Here is a 21,007-nt window from a genome sequence, read left to right as displayed (position 1 = left end):
TAATAGTATATCGCTGTGAATTTTTTGATTTGAGAGACGAAAAAAAAGGCCATCTGTATAAGATGACCTCTTTTTGGCTAAAAACCCAACAAGTATAAAGGTTCACGTTGTTATGAACCTAAATCCTTTGCCTTTTATAGAAGGCGCAGCACCGTTAGGTAGAGCAAAATTGTGAGTGAAACATATGGGCTAAACAGTAGCTGCCACATCCAAGCTCTTGGCTTAAATCCGATACCGTAAACCATGCTTGAGCATACTGCCCAAATGAACATTGGTCCGATGATCGCGTTAAAGCCACCGATGCTTGTCGCATACGCTTCAGGATCCCACATCACTAAACCCACATGCATGAAACCCAATACTAGGGATAAGGCTCTAAGCAGAGTCTTATCCATTGGTTGATGCAGCTTAGCGATTTGCTCTGCGAGATTACTCACTGTCTTTGTCCATCATTTCTGAATGCTCTAGCCATAGAGCATTGATGATGCCGAATGCACATGCTAGAAGTACACCCAAAATCCATGCGAAATACCACATAAAATTTCTCCTAAGTTATTTAACTTCTAGCTTAGTAAGCTGAAACGTCGTTATCTTCGATGTGTTTCTTATCTAGACGACCGAACATTTTGTAGTATGTCCAAGTTGTGTAGCCAAGAATCACAGGAACCATTACCGCCGCAACGACAGTCATAAGACCAAGCGTTAGCTCACTCGCTGTTGAATCCCACATAGTCAAGCTTTGGTTAGGGTTCAGGCTTGATGGCATTACGAATGGGAACATTGCAAAACCAGCCGTTAAAATAACACCAGCGTTCGATAGGCTTGAGAACAAGAATGCGAAACCACCACGCTCAAAGCGAGATGCAATCACAGCAAGCAGTGGCATCGCTACACCAAGGATCGGCGCAGCCCACATTGCTGGATATGTTTCGAAGTTTGTCATCCAAGCACCCACTTGAAGTGATACTTCTTTGTTTAATGGGTTTGAGTCAGCAAACGTATCGATAGTGCTCGTAATTACATAGCCTTCGATAGATTGAACCCAGAAACCACCAATAACGAATAGAGCAATAGCAATTAGGCCAGTGATCTGAGCAACGTTACGAGCACGAGCGTGCAGCTCTTCTGTTGTCTTCATTTGAAGCCATGTTGCACCTTGCATCACGAACAACATCAGAGCCAACACACCACAAAGCAATGCAAATGGGTTAAGCAGAGCGAAGAACGTACCATGGTACTTAGACATCATAAATTCGTTCAGTTCAAATGGAACACCTTGTAGTAGGTTACCAAATGCCACACCGAAAATGATTGGTGGTACTGCGCCACTAAAGCAAAGTGCATAGTCCCAAGCTTTGCGCCATTTTGGATCTTCGATCTTAGAGCGGTAGTCAAGTGCAAGTGGACGTAACCAAAGCGCTGCTAACGTCGCGTACATTGCGAAGTAGAAGCCAGAAAACGACGTTGCGTAAACCAGTGGCCATGCAGCAAACAATGCACCACCCGCAGTGATAAGCCAAACTTGGTTACCATCCCAGTGAGGGGCAATCGTGTTTAGCATAATACGACGTTCAGTGTCGCTCTTACCGATAACAGGTGACAGAGCGGCAACACCCATATCAAAGCCATCAGTTACGGCGAAACCAACCAGTAGAACACCGATCAATACCCACCAAATAAGTCGTAAGCTTTCGTAATCAAACATAATATTCCCTCACTTATACTTCAACTGAACGGCTAACTTTGTCTTCAACAGAGTTATCGTTTTGTTCGAAGTGGTAACGGCCTGTCTTCAAGCTACTTGGACCTTTACGTGCGAATTTCAGCATTAGGTAAACTTCAGCAATCAAGAACACTGTGTAAAGTGCCAGGATAGCGAATAGAGAAGTCCAAAGCTGTTCAATAGTCAGTGCTGATGCAGCAACGTTAACCGGTAGGATTTCACCAACCGCCCATGGTTGACGACCGAACTCAGCAACGAACCAACCTGCTTCAATCGCAATCCAAGGAAGTGGGATTGAGAATAGCGCAGCTTTAAGTACCCATGGTTTCTGTTCGATTTTCTGACGACACGTTTGAACAAACGCAGCACCGAATACAAACAGCATGATGAAGCCACAAGCAACCATCAGACGGAATGACCAGAATAGAGGCCAAACTGTTGGGATAGAATCATCCGCAGCCATTTGGATTTGGTCTTCTGTTGCATCAACAACGTCGTCTGTGTAGCGCTTAAGAAGCAAGCCGTAACCTAGGTCACCTTTCACTTCGTCGAACGCAGCCATGTTTTCTTCAGACTTATCGCCTGCACGTAGCTTTTCAAGCAGCTCGTACGCGTACATACCAGTACGGATACGATCAACGTGGTCATCACGTAGGTCACGTAGGCCAGTTACTTCAGTATCAAGCGAACGCGTTGCGATGATACCCATTACGTAAGGAATTTTAATTGCGTAGTCAGTATTCATTGTCTCTTGGTTTGGAATACCAAAAACAGTAAATGCTGCTGGTGCTTCTTCAGTGTGCCATTCCGCTTCTACAGCAGCGAGCTTCACTTTTTGAACTTCACCAAGCTCGTACCCAGATTCATCACCTAGTACGATTACTGACAAGATCGCCGCCATACCGAAAGACGCTGCAATCGCGAAAGAGCGACGAGCAAAGGCAAGGTCACGACCTTTAAGAATGTAGTATGAGCTGATACCAAGGATGAACATTGCACCCGTTGTGTAACCAGACGCTACTGTGTGTACGAATTTAACTTGTGCTACTGGGTTTAGTACAACTTCAGCGAAGCTCACCATTTCCATACGCATAGTTTCAAAGTTAAATTCCGCACCCACTGGGTTTTGCATCCAGCCGTTTGCTACCAAGATCCAAAGCGCAGAGAAGTTAGAGCCAAGTGCTACTAACCAAGTTACCGCTAAGTGCTGACGCTTTGACAGTCTGTCCCAACCGAAGAAGAATAGGCCAACAAAAGTAGACTCTAGGAAGAATGCAACAAGCGCTTCGATAGCTAGCGGAGCACCAAAAATGTCGCCAACATAGTGAGAATAGTAAGACCAGTTAGTACCGAACTGGAACTCCATGGTTAAGCCTGTCGCTACACCAAGAGCAAAGTTAATACCAAACAATTTACCCCAGAACTTAGTCATGTCCTTGTAAATTTGCTTGCCAGTCATTACATAAACTGACTCCATAATGGCAAGTAGAAATGCCATACCTAGTGTCAGTGGAACAAATAGGAAGTGATACATCGCTGTAAATGCAAACTGCAATCGCGACAGATCAACAACATCAATCATGGTAACTCCTTTGTGTCGGCTGAATGACACTTGTGTGATTAATCACCGCAAAAATCCATGTTAAAACAATTTGTGTAATTGTTATTACAAATTGAAATTTGTAGCAAAAACGTACCGTTATAGTTAGATTATTGTTAAGCATGAGCTAATATAGCTGGCGCTAATATTACTGGTAAAATCAGTATGTTTCAAAAGGTTTATAGGAGAACCTTGCGTTGATTTGTATCAATTTTATTCGAGCAAATTAGAGTTATTTTTGAACAATCATGATTAAAATCACACCAATTTAGCCTCAGTTAATAACAGTGCATGATATCTGTGACAAAAGCTCAGCACCGCCTCAACATACGAATTACAACTACCTATAAAGTATTAACAAAAAATATGACAACTTATTTCATTTTTTGTTAGCCAAATCAAACCTGCAATCAAAGTTTTCATTTTTGATGACCGCTATTCAGTCTTTTTATCGACTCGCTCAAAGAGTTGTTATTCAGTAAAAAGCAAAAAATCCCAGCGCTTATGCAACTGGGATCTTTAAAAATGAATAATTTAACGATTAGACGGCTTATCTATTCCGAAGTGTAAATACGCCCTATCGGTCGCGATTCGACCTCTTGGCGTTCTTTGTAGGTAACCTTGTTGAATCAAGTAAGGTTCTAACACATCTTCAATGGTATCTCTCTCTTCACCAATCGCGGCAGCCATGTTGTCGATACCAACCGGACCACCACCAAACTTCTCCATAATCGCCAGCAGAAGCTTTCTATCCATGTAGTCGAAACCTTTAGCATCGACATCCAACATGTTTAGCGCTTTGTCAGCAACCTCTGGACAAATATGTCCGTCCCCTTTTACTTCCGCATAATCACGAACACGGCGCAGTAGACGGTTAGCAATACGTGGCGTACCACGAGCTCGGCGAGCAACTTCTAGCGCCCCTTCGGACTCCATAGAAAGACCAAGGCAATCTGCACTGCGCTGCACGATATTTTGTAGGTCTTCAACCTTGTAGTACTCAAGACGCTGAGTAATACCGAAACGGTCACGTAACGGCGATGTCAGTGAGCCAGCACGAGTGGTTGCGCCAATCAAAGTAAAAGGAGGAAGGTCAATCTTGATAGAGCGTGCCGCTGGGCCTTCACCAATCATGATATCTAATTGGTAGTCTTCCATTGCTGGGTACAACACCTCTTCAACCACAGGGCTTAAACGGTGAATCTCATCAATGAACAGGACATCATTTTCTTCAAGATTGGTCAGCAGCGCCGCTAGGTCACCCGCTTTTTCTAGAACAGGGCCTGAAGTCGTACGAATGTTGACATCCATCTCATTGGCAACAATGTTCGCCAACGTGGTTTTACCCAAGCCAGGAGGACCAAATATCAACAGGTGGTCGAGCGCCTCGTTACGCAGTTGTGCCGCTTTGATGAAAATCTCCATCTGGCCACGAACGTGATCCTGACCTTGATAGTCAGCAAGTGCTTTCGGGCGTATTGCACGATCAATGACATCTTCATCTTTGAATACTGGGTTGTCCGGTGCAATAAGGCGATCGGCTTCAATCATAAATTCTGCTATTCCTAACTATGCTCTTGTTGACTCTGCGCTTCTTGACTCTGTGTAAAGGCAAAGTGAATGAGTCTATTTTGTCGAACAAGTATATTGGGTATTAAACCATCGATTTCAGAGCTTCGCGAATCAACTGTTCGCTGGTCATGCCATCTTTAGCCACTTGAGAAACCACCTTAGAAGCTTGAGTCGGCTTGTAGCCTAATGCAAGTAGTGCACTTACCGCTTCTTCTTCAGCGTCATGAACGGTTGGCATAGAATCAATCGGAGCTGCATCCGTCGCTGGAGTAAACAGGTCACCTGCGCCCCACCCTTTTAGGCGGTCTTTCATTTCAACAACCAGACGTTCAGCTGTTTTCTTACCCACACCCGGAAGTTTAACCAGCGTCGAGATGTCTTCACGTTCAACACTCTGAACAAACTGGCTAGCCGTCATACCTGAAAGGATGCCAAGGCCTAACTTAGGGCCCACACCGTTCGCTTTGATTACTTCACGGAACAGCGCGCGTTCTTTTACTGTGTTGAAGCCGTAAAGCAGTTGTGCATCTTCACGAACAACAAAGTGAGTGTAGATAATTGCCTCTTCGCCCACGTTTGGTAATTCATAAAAACAGCTCATTGGCATTTGAACTTCATAGCCAACGCCACTCACTTCAATTAATAACTCTGGTGGCTGTTTTTCTATTAATGTACCGCGTAGACGTCCGATCACAATTCACTCTCTTGATGGAATATAATTTGAGGGACAGAATATAAAAGAACTGGATGCTTATCCAGTTCTTTGTGTTTATTAGGATGATTTATTTAAGCTTGCTTAGCTTGGGAAACCACGCTGTTTAAGCTTTCGACCAGTTCTTTTACTGAGGTGACATGCCCGGTCAGTTCAGAACCATAATTAGCGACTAAACCTGACACGGATTTGGTTTCTGCAACGCTCTGTGCCACTTCTGAACTGGCAAGGTCGAGCTCTTTCAATGAGCTCATCTGCATCGCCATAATATTAGTCAGTTGGTTAACGTCGGTCGAGATGGTTTGAACCTCGGAGATAATGCCGTTCATTTCATTGGCCGTGGTTTCAATGATGGCTCTGCCATGCTCCACTTCTTCTTTACTTCGGTCTAATAAGGTTCGAATTTCTATCGCGGAGTGGCTGCTTTTCGCCGACAGCTCTCTCACTTGGTCAGCGACGACAGCAAAGCCTCGTCCTTGCTCCCCGGCGCGTGCTGCTTCTATTGCTGCATTGAGTGCTAATAGGTTGGTTTGCTCGGCAACCGAGGTAATCAAGTCCGCGACTTTCATGATTTCTTGATTACTTTGAATTATCTGGCTGATTGCACTGGTTGAGGCTTCTAGTGATTCTGAGCTCTTCTGCGCTTTGGTTCCGACCGCTTCACTGCGCTCTTTTAACTCACCCACGAATGAATTGGATTCTTCGATGCCTTGAGTCATTTGATGCAGTTGTTGGCTCATCTGTTCTGCTGCACTCGCCTGAGATTCGCAATTGATGTTCAACACTTCAACTTGAGCATGTAGGTCTTGAGACTGCTGGTCTAAATGGACAGATACGCCCTGTAAGCTTTCAGAGTTTGAGTTGGCTTGGTCAAGGACAATGGAAAGTCGACCTTCGCTTTGCGTCGCTTGATTGGCAATCTGTTGGCTTTCCGAAATCGCACCTTCTGCCATTTCAATCGCCACCTCTTTTTGCTTAGCGGTAAAGGCTTGAGCAATGCAAATCACCACCAGCGGCATGATTACACCAGACCACGTCTCAACCACTAACGCTTCCGGAGTAAGTACTAACTGCGGAAATTCAAAGCCATCAAGATGAGCTGAAGTCATCACCAATGAAACGCCAATCACTAACCCACTCCATACAAGGGCGACAATTCGAGTTCCTGACAGGAAAAAAGCAACCACTAACAACGGCACCCAATAAGCCTGGGTAGACTCAACCACGCCACCGCTTTGGTAAATGATATTCAGGGCGTGCACCGCCATGCCGACAAAGCCAAAGTTCAATGCCAAGCTAGGCTTTCGGGTAATGCGTAATAAAAGCGCTGAAACTAATTCAAAGACGATAAGAAATACGGAAGTGGCAACCAGCAGTTGCTCTTCATGCTTAGTCCACTTGATGAGGCTGTAGACACCCACGAAGAATGCGATAAAAGTGAAGAGTAATAAGATATCCGCTTGTCTGACTTCGTTGCTATTCCATCCGTTACTTTTGGGTAGAAACAGCGCGCGCCACAGCTTGATTGGGTTCATCAGTGATCATCCTTGATTAACTTGTAAGACCTCCGACCAATGTTAATAACATGTTAAATGATACGCAATGTTATTATCTGGGTTCTGTTCGAAAGATCTCATTTCATCAAGGATTTAGGTGCGTATTGTTTTGATATGAGCCAAACGAGGTGTCAGGCTCATGTAATGCAAGCTTTTAGAAAATAGAGGGGTGGGATTAACGGTAGCGCCCTTTTCTCGCGCCTGTCGCTTTACCAGCAAGAGCTACCAAGGTTTTATTGGTGTTGGCGTGAGTGATCGCTACGCCTAGAGCATCGGCGGCATCGGCCTGTGGTTTAGCCGGTAACTTGAGCATGCTCATCACCATGTTCTGAACCATCGACTTATCAGCACCACCATTGCCTGTCACCGCTTGTTTGATCAAACGAGCCGCATATTCATGTACAGGCAAATCAGCATTCACTGCTGCTACAATCGCACTTCCACGAGCTTGTCCCAGCTTAAGTGCAGAATCTGCATTCTTTGCCATGAAGACCTGCTCTATCGCAAACACATCCGGCTGAAACTGAGTGATGATTTCGCTCACACCGGCGTAGATTTGTTTAAGTCGGCCCGGCAGTTCTTTTTCAGAGGTGCGAATACAACCGCTACCTAAGTAATATAGATGGCGACCATTTTGACGAATCACGCCATAGCCGGTAATACGCGAACCAGGGTCAATCCCTAAGATAATAGACATAACTTCAATACTGATTATTTATACATGCTTTATGAGCTTAGTATATCGAACGCAAAAAAAAATGCCCGTCAAATTAACGGGCATTTTCTAATTTACTGGCAAGTCTCGGCTAATTAATTAAGAGCTCTCTATCAAGTAGGAGCTCTTCATCAACAAAAAAGATAACAGGCTTACGCTTGCTCTTTTTTCTCTGCCAATTTAACTGCGATTGCTAGCTCTTCCAGTGATGCTGGGTTCGCTAGGCTTGGCGCGTCTGTTAGTAGACATGCTGCAGCTGTTGTTTTCGGGAATGCGATAACGTCACGGATGTTCTCAGTACCACAAAGCAGCATTGCTAAACGGTCAAGACCGAATGCTAGACCTGCGTGAGGTGGCGTACCGTACTTAAGTGCTTCAAGTAGGAAGCCGAACTTCTCTTGTTGCTCTTGTGCTTCGATACCTAGGATACCGAATACCGCCGTTTGCATTTCTGCGTTGTGAATACGTACAGAACCGCCGCCTACTTCGTAGCCGTTGATTACCATGTCGTATGCATCAGAATTTGCTGCTGCTGGGTTCGCTTTAAGCTCTTCCGCGTTCACACCTAATGGTGATGTGAATGGGTGGTGCATTGCGTGTAGGTTACCTTCGCCGTCTTCTTCGAACATTGGGAAGTCAACAACCCATAGTGGAGCCCATACGGATGTGTCTGTTAGCTCTAGATCAGTACCTAGTTTAAGACGAAGTGCGCCCATTGCTTCAGCAACGATGCCCGCTTTGTCTGCGCCGAACAGAATGATATCGCCAGATTCAGCTTGAGTGCGATCTAGAATACCGTTGATTACGTCTTCGCTTAGGAATTTAGCAACTGGAGATTGAATACCTTCCATGCCTGCAGCACGGTCGTTAACCTTCATCCAAGCTAGGCCTTTCGCGCCGTAGATGTTTACGTGTTCAGCGTAACCGTCGATTTGCTTACGAGTTAGCTTAGCACCACCTGGAACACGGATAACCGCTACGCGACCTTTTTCGTCGTTAGCTGGGCCAGAGAATACTTTGAACTCAACGTCTTTAACCAAGTCAGCAACGTCAACTAGCTCTAGTGGGTTACGTAGATCTGGCTTATCAGAACCGAAACGACGAATCGCTTCAGAGAAAGGCATTACTGGGAATTGACCTAGTTCAACATCTAGAAGTTCTTTCCACATATCGTGAACAAGCTTCTCAGTCACGTTACGTACTTCTTGAGAAGTCATGAAAGATGTTTCGATATCGATTTGAGTAAATTCAGGCTGACGGTCAGCACGTAAATCTTCATCACGGAAACATTTAACGATTTGGTAGTAACGGTCAAAACCAGACATCATCAGCAGTTGCTTGAACAGCTGAGGAGATTGAGGAAGTGCGTAGAAGCTACCTTTGTGAACACGGCTTGGTACTAGGTAGTCACGAGCACCTTCTGGTGTCGCTTTCGTTAGTACTGGCGTTTCGATGTCTAGGAATAGGTTCTCATCTAGGAAACGACGAACGAAGCTAGAAGCGCGTGCACGAAGCTTGATACGGTCGCTCATTTCTGGACGACGAAGATCGATGTAACGGTACTTAAGACGCTGCTCTTCAGAGTTCGTTTGGTTGAAGTCTAATGGAAGCGCTTCTGAACGGTTGATGATCTCTAGACCCGTCGCGTAAAGTTCTACTTCACCAGTAGCCATGTCTTTATTTACTTGGCTGTCAGGACGAACACGTACTTCACCAGTAAATTTGATACAGAATTCATTACGCAGTTGGTTAGCGATCGGGAAGATATCTTTCATATCTGGATCGACAACAACCTGAACGATGCCTTCACGATCACGCATATCAATAAAGATAAGACCGCCTAAATCACGGCGACGGTTTACCCAGCCGCACAATTCTACAGTTTGTCCCGCCAGGGACTTGTTCAGGTTACCACAGTAATGGGTACGCATAATGAATTTCCCAATCTCTTAATTATTTACTAATTTCCAAGCTGTCAGTGGTCATTCCACACAACAGAGCAAAGAAACATTTATACGCGGAAACTCGCTTAAAATCGACCTTCCACATTCGAATTTATTGTGTTTTATCTGGCTTTGCTGCTTTTTAGCCCACCAAGTGCGCAAAGATTCATCAAAACCGAAAAAATTGCGATAATTATATCTCGAAAGTACCTTAATCAGCAAAACTCTCGTACAGTTGATTTTCATTTCGATTAAAAGCAGTAATGTGATGACTAATGGTGCAAAAACAATGGACACTTTACCTTTAAGACTTGGATTAACCATGTGGTCTCACTCTGAGTGGCAAAGTCAGTTCTATGGTAAGGGAACAAAGCCTGCGGAACGCCTAGAAAAATACACCCAAGTTTTTCATACCGTTGAAGGCAACACGACCTTTTACGCGACGCCAAGTATGTCTACCGTTCATAATTGGAAAGCCGCCAGTCACGATGATTTCAAGTTCACCTTCAAATTGCCCAAATTCATCACCCACCAGCAGCAACTCAGACACTGCCAAGCAGAGCTCAAAGAGTTCTTGATGACCATGTCGCCACTGCACGACCGCATTGGCCAATGGACGATTCAGCTGCCGCACAGTTTTGAGCCCAGCATGCTGCCTGCCCTACAAAAGTTTTGCACCTTGTTCCCAAAAGATATGAAGCTTGGCGTCGAAGTTCGACACTTGGGTTTCTTTGATAAGGGCGATGCGGAAAAACGCTTCAACCAATGGTTGGTTGAAGAAGGCATCAATCGCATCATTATGGACAGCCGCCCCGTTTTCTCTGCGCCACCCACCACAGAAGCGGTGATCGATGCGCATCAGAAAAAACCGCGTGTTCCTGTTCATGCAATTGCGACCGCCAATAACCCAATGATTCGATTTATTGGCCACCCAGACCAAGAACCTAACATTGAGTTTTTTAAGCCTTGGTTTGCCAAAATTCCAAACTGGCTTAATGAAGGCAAGCAGCCCTATTTAATGATCCACACCCCAGACAATAACCATGCACCTGAACTTGCGATTGCTATTTATAAGAGGCTACAAAAGCAAGTGTCTGAAAATACATCATTATTACTGCCCGATCTGGCTCAGTTTCCGGCTCAAAAAGGCAACCATCAAATCTCGATGTTTTAACCCATCATCTATGAGTAACATCGAACCTTGAGCTAAATCTCAGTTTTCGTGACAGTGGCGCTTTTTTTACGTAAAATACGTCCCCTTTTATTTGGTACGAATTTTGTGCCAATTACGCTGACTGTCGAGAGAAAATGCCATGAGCAACACAGACAATATCTTTTCCGCTCCTATTGATAAAATTGGAGACTTCACCTTTGATGCAAGGGTTGCTGAAGTATTTCCGGATATGATTCAACGTTCGGTGCCTGGCTATAGCAATATCATCTCTGCAATCGGCATGCTGGCTGAGCGCTTTGTAAAGCCACACTCAAATATTTACGACCTTGGCTGCTCGCTTGGTGCTGCAACACTTTCTATGCGTCGTCACATTCAGCAAGAAGGCTGCACGATTTTCGCTATCGATAATTCAGAAGCCATGGTTGAGCGCTGCAAATTGCACGTTAATGCTTACCGCAGTGACACACCGGTAGAAGTGATTGAAGCCGACATCCGTGAAGTCGAAATCAAAGACGCTTCTGTTGTGGTACTTAACTTTACGCTGCAATTTCTTTCTCCGGACGACCGATACGCTCTGCTTGAGAAAATTCATGCTGGCTTGCGCCCAGGCGGGATCTTAATACTGTCAGAAAAATACGTATTCGAAGATGAAAGCTCAAATGAACTGCTTATCGACCTGCACCATGATTTCAAACGTGCTAACGGCTACAGCGAGCTAGAAGTAAGTCAGAAACGCAGCGCAATTGAAAACGTTATGCGCCCAGATTCGATCCCTGTTCACAGAGAGCGATTTGATAAGATTGGCTTCTCAAGCAGCGAAGTCTGGTTCCAATGTTTCAACTTTGGTTCAATGTTCGCGATAAAGTAAACACTTTAGATTACGTAACCGTCGCGACACCGTTAGCACGTACTAAAATGTCATCCTCAAGAGCGAGGAACGAGCGAGTTGGGGATCTCTTATCAAATACGATAAACGAGATTCCCTAGCATGTTTGTCCACACTCTTAATCGAGTGACAAATTTAATTTCCACACCACCAACTCAGTGAAAACCTATGTTTAATTTTGCCAATTTTTATCAACTTATTGCCCAAGATACTCGCCTTCAGCCGTGGCTAAATGTCCTGCCACAGCAACTGACCGATTGGCAAAATGCAGAGCACGGTGACTTTGACCGCTGGCTACGTGCACTAAACAAGATTCCACAAGGTGTGCCAGACCAAGTTGACCTGAAAAACTCAGTAACGATTGGTAGCTCAACACCGTTTCACACTGGCGAGCTTAAAAAGTTAGAAAGCCTATTAAAGACGTTCCACCCATGGAGAAAGGGCCCTTACACGGTTCACGATATTCATATCGATACTGAATGGCGCAGTGACTGGAAATGGGATCGTGTGCTTCCACATATCTCTCCATTAAAAAACCGTTCGGTTCTCGATGTAGGTTGTGGCAATGGTTACCACATGTGGCGCATGCTGGGTGAAGGTGCTCGCTTAACGGTTGGTATCGATCCTTCTCACCTATTCTTGGTTCAGTTTGAAGCGATTCGTAAGTTGATGGGTGATGACCAACGAGCTCACCTTTTACCTCTAGGTATCGAGCAGCTGCCAAAACTAGAAGCCTACGACACGGTATTCAGCATGGGCGTGCTTTACCATCGTCGTTCACCACTGGACCACTTGATTCAACTAAAAGACCAATTGCTGTCTGGCGGTGAACTGGTTCTTGAAACCTTGGTTATCGAAGGCGACGAAAATGCGGTACTGGTTCCTGTTGACCGTTACGCGCAAATGAGAAACGTCTACTTCTTCCCTTCAGCTCGCGCACTGAAACGCTGGCTAGAACAAGTTGGTTTTGAAGACGTACGAATCGTTGACGAAAATGTCACGACAATTGGTGAACAACGCACCACAGAATGGATGACACACAACTCTCTTCCAGATTACCTCGATCCGAACGATCCAAGTAAAACGGTTGAAGGTCACCCTGCACCGAGACGTGCGATTCTGGTAGCAACAAAACCATAGATTTACTGCCCACAAAGCAGTGGCATATTGAGTAAATAAAGCACAAGCCTATTAAGGCAGCACAACAATTGCTTGCATGGTCAAAAAGCCACCGTTAATTTCGCGGTGAACTTTGCTTCCTGAGCTCACGAATTGAACAAAAATTGACTTATGTTTAATAAGTGAGCTATTTCAAATAGCAATAATTGGCGTAGCGCTCACATTGCGATTCAATATGACCAGACTCTTACAATAGGATGCTTCACGCATCCTTTTTTGTGGGCTAAACTTTTAAATAGTCTGAACTATTCTCTAATTCTCAAAGGTTTTTTTTATGTTTAAGCGATTATCGCCTATTGTGGCGGTTGGTTTGCTCTCTGGTTGTACCCTCACGAACGGTGCTACCTACCACCAAGAAACTCTCGACGCTATTTCCCGCTCAGAGACAAACATCGCAAATAAGGTTCAAAATCTTGAACTGCAACTAAGCAATCAAAGTGACTATATTGAAAGCTTAGAAGACGAAATCACTACCCTTTCTAATCAATTAGATACCCATCTAACGAGCATGGAACACAAGGTTATCGAAGAGCTAGAGGAAGAAGAACCTGTCGCTGTTGCCGTTGCTCCTATCGCTCCTATATCACAACCGACTATCCTTGGCGGCATCGAAAAAGTGTCTATCGACTCTATCAAGCAAAGCTTTGATGCACGTGTAGATACTGGCGCAACCACCTCTTCTTTAAACGCTGTCGATATCAAAGAATTCGAACGTAACGGCAAGAACTGGGTTAAATTTCACCTAGACGACAAAGCCCAAGCTGAAGAAGACCAGAAATGGATTGAAGCGCCTGTTGTACGTTATGTAAAAATCCGTCAATCAACCAATGATCAAGCAGAACGTCGAGCTGTGATCGAATTATGGGTGAAAGTTGGAAAAATCCATGAAAAAGCGCAATTTACATTGGCGGATCGCTCTCAAATGAGTCACCCTGTATTACTAGGGCGCGAATTTATCAAAGACATAGCGCTAGTAGATGTAAGTAAAAAGTACGTACAAACGGAAGTTAAATAACAATAGTAGGGTAAGCTATGACGTCAAGAATTCCATTTTATATCTCTATATTCCTGCTTATCGTGGCAGGTATAACACTGAGTATGTTCAGACATACGACCTACGGTGTACCTTGGACCCCAGGGGAAACCAGACAGGTTTGGGACGTTGAAGCTCGCATCGAGTTCAACGCAGTAGGCAAAGAAGCAAAAGTTTCCTTAGCAGCTCCTCATACTCAGTCTAACTACACACTTATCGGCGAATCGGCTTCATCGCCAGGTTACGGTATCTCTTACTTGAATACTGAATCAGGTCGCCGCGCAGAGTGGTCTATTCGATACGCAGATGGCCCTCAAACCATCTACTACAAAACACAATTCCTAGTCGACAACCAAGCAAAAGTTGATGCTATCGCACCAGAAGGTGAAGTCTCTCAACCAAGCTTCGACGGCCCTGAAGAAGCGGCTTCTCTTGCATTGATTGATAGAGCGACAAAACGTTCTGCAGACAATATCACTTTTACCCGTGAGCTCATCAAAACACTTAATGATCCAGACAGCCAAAACTCAGCGCTGATTCTGAACAACATGACCAAAGTGGAAGCGACACACAAGCTACTTTCAGCGGCGAAAATACACAACAAAGTGGTTGGTGTTATCGAGCTAGAAGATGGTCGTCGTCGTCAGTCGATTCAAAACATGATTCAGATCTGGGATAACGACGAGTGGGTTCTATTCTCTCCTGAATCAAGCGAACAACAAGTTCAACCAAACCTGCTGATTTGGGATGAATCAAACGTTTCTCTACTGGATGTTGTTGGCGGTCAGAACAGTAAAGTTCACTTCTCTATGATTGCTCAAGAGGTTTCACCAACGGAAGCAACCAATAGTAAAGTCTCAGCTGATCAACTGTTAAACCTTTCAATTCACAGCCTACCGTTAGAAGAGCAAGCGATGTTTAAAACCATCATGCTGATTCCTATCGGTGCTCTAATTGTTGTGTTCCTACGTGTCATTATCGGTCTGAAAACGTCTGGTACGTTCATGCCAGTACTGATTGCGGTAGCCTTTGTACAAACACAACTGGTAACGGGTATTGTTGGCTTCCTACTTATTGTAGGTACAGGTCTGATTATTCGAAGTTACTTGTCCAAACTCAACTTGCTCTTGGTAGCCAGGATATCCGCCGTAATCATCACGGTAATCATGATTATCTCTGTGTTTACTGTGGTCGCGTTCAAAGTGGGTCTGACTGAAGGTCTATCTATTACGTTCTTCCCAATGATTATCCTGTCTTGGACTATCGAACGTATGTCTATCCTATGGGAAGAAGAAGGCGCGAAAGAAGTAATGCTACAAGGTGGTGGTTCTCTATTCACTGCGGTTCTTGTTTACTTAGGCATGACTAACCCGTTCATTCAGCACTTAACGTTTAACTTTATTGGTTTACAACTTGTTATTCTAGCGACCATCTTGCTACTAGGTAACTACACAGGATACCGTCTAACCGAGCTTCGTCGCTTTAAACCGCTAGCGGAGGACTAAGTTATGTTTGATCAGTTTACTTCACCGTTTAGGTTGAAAGACAAAGGCATAATGGGAATGAACAAGCGTAACCATAGTTATATTGGTCGCTACAATGATCGTTCCAAGTATCCACTCGTTGATGACAAGCTTAAGACGAAGATCATTGCTGAACAGGCTGGTGCTACTGTACCAAAACTGATTGGCGTGATTGGTCATCAAGCTGAAGTAAAAACAATCCATAAGATGGTAAAAGAGTGGCCGGGTTTCGTAATCAAGCCTGCTCAAGGCAGTGGTGGTAAAGGTATCCTTGTTGTGACTTCTCACAAGGACGGCGTTTACACCAAGCCATCAGGTTCGACTATCAATGAAGAAGACGTAGAGCGTCACATCAGTAACGCTCTCGCGGGGCTTTTCTCACTCGGTGGTAAGAACGATGTCGCTGTAGTTGAGAACCTCATCAAGTTTGACGAGTGTTTTGACGGCTTCAGTTACGAGGGTGTGCCAGATGTACGAATCATTGTATTCAAGGGATACCCTGTAATGGCGATGATGCGTCTATCGACTTCAGCTTCTGATGGTAAAGCTAACTTGCACCAAGGTGCTGTGGGCGTAGGTATTTGTATCGCTACGGGTAAAGCTGTTCGTGCGGTTCAATTCGACCACCCAGTGACCCACCACCCAGATACGGGTAAAGAGTTGGCGCTACTACAAGTACCCCATTGGGAAAAGCTGCTAACTCTTGCATCAAGTGCTTGGGAAATGACAGGCCTTGGTTACATGGGTACGGACATGGTTTTAGACCAAGAAGAAGGCCCAATGGTACTGGAGCTAAACGCTCGTCCTGGATTAGCAATACAGATTGCAAACGGCGCAGGTTTATTACCTCGCTTGCATCATATTGAAAACCTGGGCACACCCGCTGAATATCCAAAACCAGCCGAGCGCGTTGCCTACGCTGCTAAGCAATTTGGTGTTCACGGCAGCGAAATTGTTCCAAACTAAGCTCATCTATATTAAAAGCGAAACGACTCAGTAAGTAATTCATACTGAATCTAGCTCGATAAAAAAGCCGCATAACTCTGAGAGTTACGCGGTTTTTTAATGTCTGCCGTCTTTTACCTAGTTAATATGACTAAGCCTCTGTTACTTCATTTTCAGGCTCACGAATAGGATCAATACGCACAGCCGCCACCTTAAATTCAGGGATCTTCGCGTGTGGATCGGTCGCTGTGGTGGTCAAGCGGTTAACCGGTGATTCAACGAAATGGAATGGAATAAATACCACGCCCTTTTGCATTCGTTTAGTCACAAACGCCGCGATTTCTATTTCACCACGACGCGTTGATACTTTAAGCATCTGACCATTTGAGATACCTAACGCTTCAGCATCATGAACACTCACCATAGCACGCGGCCCTGCTAAGTTATCCAACCCTTTGGTTTTACGTGTCATGGTTCCGGTGTGGAACTGTTCTAGAATGCGGCCTGTCGTTAATACTAACGGGTATTCCGCATCCGGTAGCTCAGCAGCGTATCTAAACGGAATCGCCTCCATTTGACCACGCCCACGCGTAAATTGGGTCTGGTGCATGATACGTGTGCCATCAGGGTTGTTCTTATTACTTGGCCATTGCACGCCGTTGGCCGTAATGTTCTCCCAACGTAAACCACCATACTGTGGCGTGACACGTGCTATCTCATTGGTGATATCAGCAACCGAGCCATATTCCCAATTACCGCCCATTGCGTTGGCCAACATTTGGATAATCACCCAATCTTCTTTCGCTTCACCTGGAGGCAATACCGCAGGATTAATACGCTGAACACGACGCTCAGTATTAGTAAAGTGACCAGACTTCTCAGCAAACGAGCAAGACGGCAGCACCACATCGGCATATTGAGCGGTTTCGGTTAAGAAAATATCTTGAACCACTAGGAAATCTAACGCTTCAAGACCTTCAATCACATGCGCTTGGTTCGGGTCACTGAGCACTGGGTTCTCGCCCATTACGTACAGACCACGAACATCTCGATGACACGCCCCATCAATAATTTCGGTCAACGTTAAGCCGGTTTCAGCCGGTAGGTCAGAAACGCCCCACTCCATCGCGAATTTTTGACGAACCATTGGGTTATACACTTTCTGATAACCCGGGAGGTTGTTTGGCAATGCACCCATGTCACACGCACCCTGAACATTGGATTGACCACGTAATGGGTTGATACCGCCGCCTTCAATTCCGATGTTGCCACACAAGAGCTGTAGGTTAGCGATAGAGCGAACATTATCGTGACCAGTAGTGTGTTGCGTAATTCCCATCGAGTAGTACACCGCTGTTCGTTCTGCAGTACCAATCAATCGCGCCATCGCAAAAATATCTTCGGCTTTAACGCCAGTTACCAGCTCCACTTTGTCTAGCGAATAACTTGGTGACATGACCTCTTGAAGCAAGGTATCAAAGCCATCCACACGGTCTTCGATATATTCTTGGTCATACCAACCGTGTTTGATGATTTGCTGCATCACACCATTGATCAACATTACATCAGTACCCGGTCGGTGCGCTAAATAAAGTTCAGCATGGTCAGCAATATCGATTCGTTTTGGATCGGCAACGATCAATCTCGCTCCACCATGTCTCACAGCTTGCTTGATATGCGAGCCAATAATTGGGTGTGCTGACGTGGTGTCGGAGCCAATAATAAAGATCACATCTGAGTGCTTGATGCTTGGAATATCATTGGTCATCGCCCCGCTACCTAGCGAAGCCTCTAAACCAGTAACAGTAGATGCGTGACAAAGGCGCGCACAGTGATCGACGTTATTGGTACCGAGTTCACGACGTATGAATTTTTGGAAGGCATAGTTATCTTCATTGGTGGTTTTCGCCGACGAGAACCCCGCTAAAGCGTTACTGCCAAAGCCCTGCTTAATCGCAGTAAACTTCTCGGCAATAAGCTTAACTGCCTCATCCCAACTTGCAGGTTGCAACCAGCCATCTTTACGAATTAATGGTGTGGTTAAACGCGCATCGCTGCCCACAAAATCGAAGCCAAATCGTCCCTTAACACACAACATGCCTTCATTAACCGGAGAGTCTCCGCCTTCGATATAGCGGATTTTGTTTTTCTGCTCATCGATATGCATGGTTAGCTTACAGCCGACACCGCAATAAGTGCAGATGGTATCGACTTTCTTGAGTACGTCTGTGTCTCCCTGCTTTCTATCACGAGCATCGACCATTGCACCCGTTGGACACGCCTGAATACACGATCCACATTGAACGCAGTTTGAGTCGCCCATTAAGGTCTTATCTGCCCCAAAGTTAGGACGACATTCAGGTCTTGATGCAGGCTTGCCATCTGATTGATTCATGAAGCTTAGAACGCCATGAACATTCTGTTCTCGACACGCTTGGATACACTGGCCACAACTGATACAGCGGTTGGCGTCAAAGATAATGAACTCAGAACTGTCATCGACCGAAAATTTTTGTCTTGTTAACCCGACCTTCGCTTCTTCAGCACGAATCGCCTGCCAACTCTCATTCGAAGCCACATCGATTTTGTATTCTGGATGGGTTTGCGTTGCTTGGTATTCGGTCGAGTAGTCTCGTAGGTCGCAATCGGTATTGGCTTGGCAGCCACACTCTAAACATCTTGCAGCTTCAGCAATGGCATCTGCATTATCAAACCCTGTTTCTACTTCATCGAAGCTTTGTTCACGCTGCTCGGGCGTTAGTTCAGGCATGATCTTACGAGCCATGCGTTGTATCGACTGATATTGCTCAGGATCCACCGCTTTGAGCTGTTTGTGCTTTCTTGAGTTAAACGGTTTAGCCGGAATATTGTCCATATCACCATGGAAGAAGCGATCGATCGCTTGTGCAGCAATACGCCCATCACCCACCGCTTCGACTGCAGTTGCAGGGCCGCGTCGGAAATCACCAATACTGAAAATATTTCCGGTTCCGGTATGCATGGTTTGTGGATCAGCATCTGCGGTATTCCAACGAGTAAGAGGAATATCAATCGCTTCATTGTCCATAAAGCTCAGATCAGGCTTTTGCGACACGGCAGCAATAACCGTATCAAACGCTTCAACAAAGAACTCGCCAGTTGGTTTAGGGCTGCGGCGGCCTGAAGCATCAGCAGGACCCAAAGCCATTCGTTCTAATCGTATTTCTGATACATGACCATTTTCATCGGCTATGTTTTCTGCAGGGTTGGTTAAGAAGTGGAACTTCACACCCTCATGTTCAGCTTCTTCGATTTCGTAATCTTCTGCTGGCATCTCATCTCGAGTACGACGATAAATCAGCGTAGTATCCGCGCCATCACGAACTGCGGTTCGAGCACAGTCAATCGCTGTATTACCGCCACCGATCACGGCAACCTTTTTACCAGTGACGTACTGCTGGTCGGTCACGTAATCTTTCAGATAATCGACACCCAAATAACAACCTCCGAGTTCGCTACCCGGGTAATTCATCTCGACCGCTTGCGATGCACCAACGGCTAAACAAACCGCATCAAAATCGTTACTTAAATCAGACAGTGTAAAATCAACACCGAGTTTTTTACCGCACTCAACCACCATTCCGTTGCGACACATCAACTCGATTTCTTTATCTAGAATCGACTTAGGTAAGCGATATTCAGGGATACCGTAACGCAGCCAACCACCCGCTTGCGGCATCGACTCATAGACACTGACATCATAGCCTTCGTTAGATAGGTAATAACCCGCGGTAAGCCCACCGGGGCCACTACCGACAATTGCAATACTCTTGCCTTTATTCGGTTTCTTAGCTGGCATGTAGCTCTCTTGAGCCGCTAAATCCGCGTCGGCAGCGTGTCGTTTGAGTTGGCGAATCGCGATGGATTCATCAACCAAGTTACGACGACATTCGGTTTCACAGAAAGCAGGACACACACGACCAATTGAAAGCGGCATTGGTAATGTCTTTTTGATCACTTCAATCGCTTTGATGTGATCATTTTGAGCAATATGGTGCAGGTAAGATTGGATGTCGACCCCAGCAGGACAGGCTGTTTGGCATGGCGCCTCACAGTCAGCGTAGTGATCGGTCATAATGCGATTCAACGCTTCTTGTCGATGGTTCGTTAGCTGTTTTGACTGAGTGGTAATATTCAGCCCATTAGATACTTCAAGCTCACAAGAGCGAGTAACACCAACGCCATCAACTTCAACGACACACAAATCACACGGCACTTTATCCGCTGTTTTATTCAAACCACATAAAGATGGGATTTCCAAACCACATGTTTTTGCCGCTTCAAGAACGGTTTGTCCTTGCTCGACGATTCGATATTTCCCATCAATAACGATTTGAATCATACCTAAGTCCTACCTTTACCTTTCGCACACGCGATTTATCAATAATTAAAATTTAAGTAATACAA

The 21,007-nt window shown here is 45.3% G+C and carries 16 protein-coding genes; 6 read left to right on the top strand and 10 right to left on the bottom strand.

The window, feature by feature from the left end:
* Window positions 1-134: 134 nt before the first annotated feature.
* The 9 genes from ybgE to aspS form a co-directional block, all read right to left on the bottom strand.
* Entirely contained in the window at window positions 135-437 is a 303-nt protein-coding gene (ybgE, locus tag MSG38_RS13545; RefSeq protein WP_017055065.1) for a cyd operon protein YbgE, read from the bottom strand.
* Window positions 430-537, bottom strand: a complete 108-nt coding sequence (gene cydX, locus MSG38_RS13540) for a cytochrome bd-I oxidase subunit CydX (RefSeq protein ID WP_000270284.1) — start codon at window positions 535-537, stop codon at window positions 430-432. Before cydX ends, ybgE begins: the two co-directional genes overlap by 8 nt.
* A gap of 31 nt (window positions 538-568) precedes the next feature.
* On the bottom strand, window positions 569-1,705 hold the full coding sequence (gene cydB, locus MSG38_RS13535) for a cytochrome d ubiquinol oxidase subunit II (protein ID WP_248401995.1): 1,137 nt from the start codon (window positions 1,703-1,705) through the stop codon (window positions 569-571).
* Between the two features lie 13 nt (window positions 1,706-1,718).
* Window positions 1,719-3,305: a cytochrome ubiquinol oxidase subunit I gene (cydA, locus tag MSG38_RS13530; RefSeq protein ID WP_017062077.1), complete on the bottom strand. Its 1,587-nt coding sequence runs from the start codon at window positions 3,303-3,305 to the stop codon at window positions 1,719-1,721.
* A gap of 552 nt (window positions 3,306-3,857) precedes the next feature.
* Window positions 3,858-4,874: a Holliday junction branch migration DNA helicase RuvB gene (ruvB, locus tag MSG38_RS13525; RefSeq protein ID WP_017062078.1), complete on the bottom strand. Its 1,017-nt coding sequence runs from the start codon at window positions 4,872-4,874 to the stop codon at window positions 3,858-3,860.
* Between the two features lie 103 nt (window positions 4,875-4,977).
* A complete protein-coding gene (gene ruvA / locus MSG38_RS13520) occupies window positions 4,978-5,589 on the bottom strand; it encodes a Holliday junction branch migration protein RuvA (protein ID WP_017062079.1) in 612 nt (203 codons plus the stop codon).
* 92 nt (window positions 5,590-5,681) lie between these two features.
* Window positions 5,682-7,142 (bottom strand): methyl-accepting chemotaxis protein, encoded by a 1,461-nt coding sequence (locus tag MSG38_RS13515; protein WP_248401994.1) that lies wholly within the window; start codon window positions 7,140-7,142, stop codon window positions 5,682-5,684.
* Between the two features lie 196 nt (window positions 7,143-7,338).
* Entirely contained in the window at window positions 7,339-7,860 is a 522-nt protein-coding gene (ruvC, locus tag MSG38_RS13510) for a crossover junction endodeoxyribonuclease RuvC (protein ID WP_004736470.1), read from the bottom strand.
* Between the two features lie 170 nt (window positions 7,861-8,030).
* Window positions 8,031-9,809 carry an aspartate--tRNA ligase gene (aspS, locus tag MSG38_RS13505; protein ID WP_048607301.1) on the bottom strand — a complete coding sequence of 593 codons (1,779 nt, stop codon included), beginning with the start codon at window positions 9,807-9,809 and terminating at the stop codon, window positions 8,031-8,033.
* Between the two features lie 301 nt (window positions 9,810-10,110).
* Between aspS and MSG38_RS13500 the strand changes: the two genes are divergently transcribed.
* From MSG38_RS13500 to MSG38_RS13475, 6 genes are all read left to right on the top strand, one after another.
* Complete coding sequence (locus MSG38_RS13500; RefSeq protein WP_248401993.1) at window positions 10,111-10,995, top strand: DUF72 domain-containing protein; 885 nt, start codon at window positions 10,111-10,113, stop codon at window positions 10,993-10,995.
* Between the two features lie 139 nt (window positions 10,996-11,134).
* Window positions 11,135-11,863 carry a carboxy-S-adenosyl-L-methionine synthase CmoA gene (gene cmoA, locus MSG38_RS13495; RefSeq protein WP_017062083.1) on the top strand — a complete coding sequence of 243 codons (729 nt, stop codon included), beginning with the start codon at window positions 11,135-11,137 and terminating at the stop codon, window positions 11,861-11,863.
* Window positions 11,864-12,049: 186 nt separating this feature from the next.
* Window positions 12,050-13,021 carry a tRNA 5-methoxyuridine(34)/uridine 5-oxyacetic acid(34) synthase CmoB gene (cmoB, locus tag MSG38_RS13490; protein WP_050621825.1) on the top strand — a complete coding sequence of 324 codons (972 nt, stop codon included), beginning with the start codon at window positions 12,050-12,052 and terminating at the stop codon, window positions 13,019-13,021.
* A 313-nt stretch (window positions 13,022-13,334) separates the two neighbouring features.
* Complete coding sequence (locus MSG38_RS13485; RefSeq protein WP_048607309.1) at window positions 13,335-14,075, top strand: ATP-dependent zinc protease; 741 nt, start codon at window positions 13,335-13,337, stop codon at window positions 14,073-14,075.
* A 17-nt stretch (window positions 14,076-14,092) separates the two neighbouring features.
* Window positions 14,093-15,598, top strand: a complete 1,506-nt coding sequence (locus tag MSG38_RS13480) for an inactive transglutaminase family protein (RefSeq protein WP_029235905.1) — start codon at window positions 14,093-14,095, stop codon at window positions 15,596-15,598.
* Between the two features lie 3 nt (window positions 15,599-15,601).
* Window positions 15,602-16,582 carry an alpha-L-glutamate ligase-like protein gene (locus tag MSG38_RS13475; RefSeq protein WP_029235462.1) on the top strand — a complete coding sequence of 327 codons (981 nt, stop codon included), beginning with the start codon at window positions 15,602-15,604 and terminating at the stop codon, window positions 16,580-16,582.
* 130 nt (window positions 16,583-16,712) lie between these two features.
* Here MSG38_RS13475 and fdhF read toward each other — a convergent pair whose 3' ends face one another.
* Window positions 16,713-20,942, bottom strand: a complete 4,230-nt coding sequence (fdhF, locus tag MSG38_RS13470; protein ID WP_248401992.1) for a formate dehydrogenase subunit alpha — start codon at window positions 20,940-20,942, stop codon at window positions 16,713-16,715.
* Window positions 20,943-21,007 lie beyond the last annotated feature (65 nt).

Source organism: Vibrio sp. 1CM24A (genome assembly GCF_023161725.1).
GTDB lineage: Bacteria > Pseudomonadota > Gammaproteobacteria > Enterobacterales > Vibrionaceae > Vibrio > Vibrio coralliirubri.
This window is presented reverse-complemented; position numbering and strand designations above follow the sequence as displayed.

Excerpts from the sequence above, each read along its gene's own strand:
- MSG38_RS13500 (WP_248401993.1), top strand. The coding sequence starts at position 10,111 with ATGGACACTTTACCTTTAAGACTTGGATTAACCATGTGGTCTCACTCT.
- cydX (WP_000270284.1), bottom strand. The coding sequence starts at position 537 with ATGTGGTATTTCGCATGGATTTTGGGTGTACTTCTAGCATGTGCATTC.
- fdhF (WP_248401992.1), bottom strand. The coding sequence starts at position 20,942 with ATGATTCAAATCGTTATTGATGGGAAATATCGAATCGTCGAGCAAGGA.
- ruvC (WP_004736470.1), bottom strand. The coding sequence starts at position 7,860 with ATGTCTATTATCTTAGGGATTGACCCTGGTTCGCGTATTACCGGCTAT.
- cydA (WP_017062077.1), bottom strand. The coding sequence starts at position 3,305 with ATGATTGATGTTGTTGATCTGTCGCGATTGCAGTTTGCATTTACAGCG.
- cmoB (WP_050621825.1), top strand. The coding sequence starts at position 12,050 with ATGTTTAATTTTGCCAATTTTTATCAACTTATTGCCCAAGATACTCGC.
- MSG38_RS13475 (WP_029235462.1), top strand. The coding sequence starts at position 15,602 with ATGTTTGATCAGTTTACTTCACCGTTTAGGTTGAAAGACAAAGGCATA.
- MSG38_RS13485 (WP_048607309.1), top strand. The coding sequence starts at position 13,335 with ATGTTTAAGCGATTATCGCCTATTGTGGCGGTTGGTTTGCTCTCTGGT.
- cydB (WP_248401995.1), bottom strand. The coding sequence starts at position 1,705 with ATGTTTGATTACGAAAGCTTACGACTTATTTGGTGGGTATTGATCGGT.
- ruvB (WP_017062078.1), bottom strand. The coding sequence starts at position 4,874 with ATGATTGAAGCCGATCGCCTTATTGCACCGGACAACCCAGTATTCAAA.
- aspS (WP_048607301.1), bottom strand. The coding sequence starts at position 9,809 with ATGCGTACCCATTACTGTGGTAACCTGAACAAGTCCCTGGCGGGACAA.
- MSG38_RS13480 (WP_029235905.1), top strand. The coding sequence starts at position 14,093 with ATGACGTCAAGAATTCCATTTTATATCTCTATATTCCTGCTTATCGTG.
- cmoA (WP_017062083.1), top strand. The coding sequence starts at position 11,135 with ATGAGCAACACAGACAATATCTTTTCCGCTCCTATTGATAAAATTGGA.
- MSG38_RS13515 (WP_248401994.1), bottom strand. The coding sequence starts at position 7,142 with ATGAACCCAATCAAGCTGTGGCGCGCGCTGTTTCTACCCAAAAGTAAC.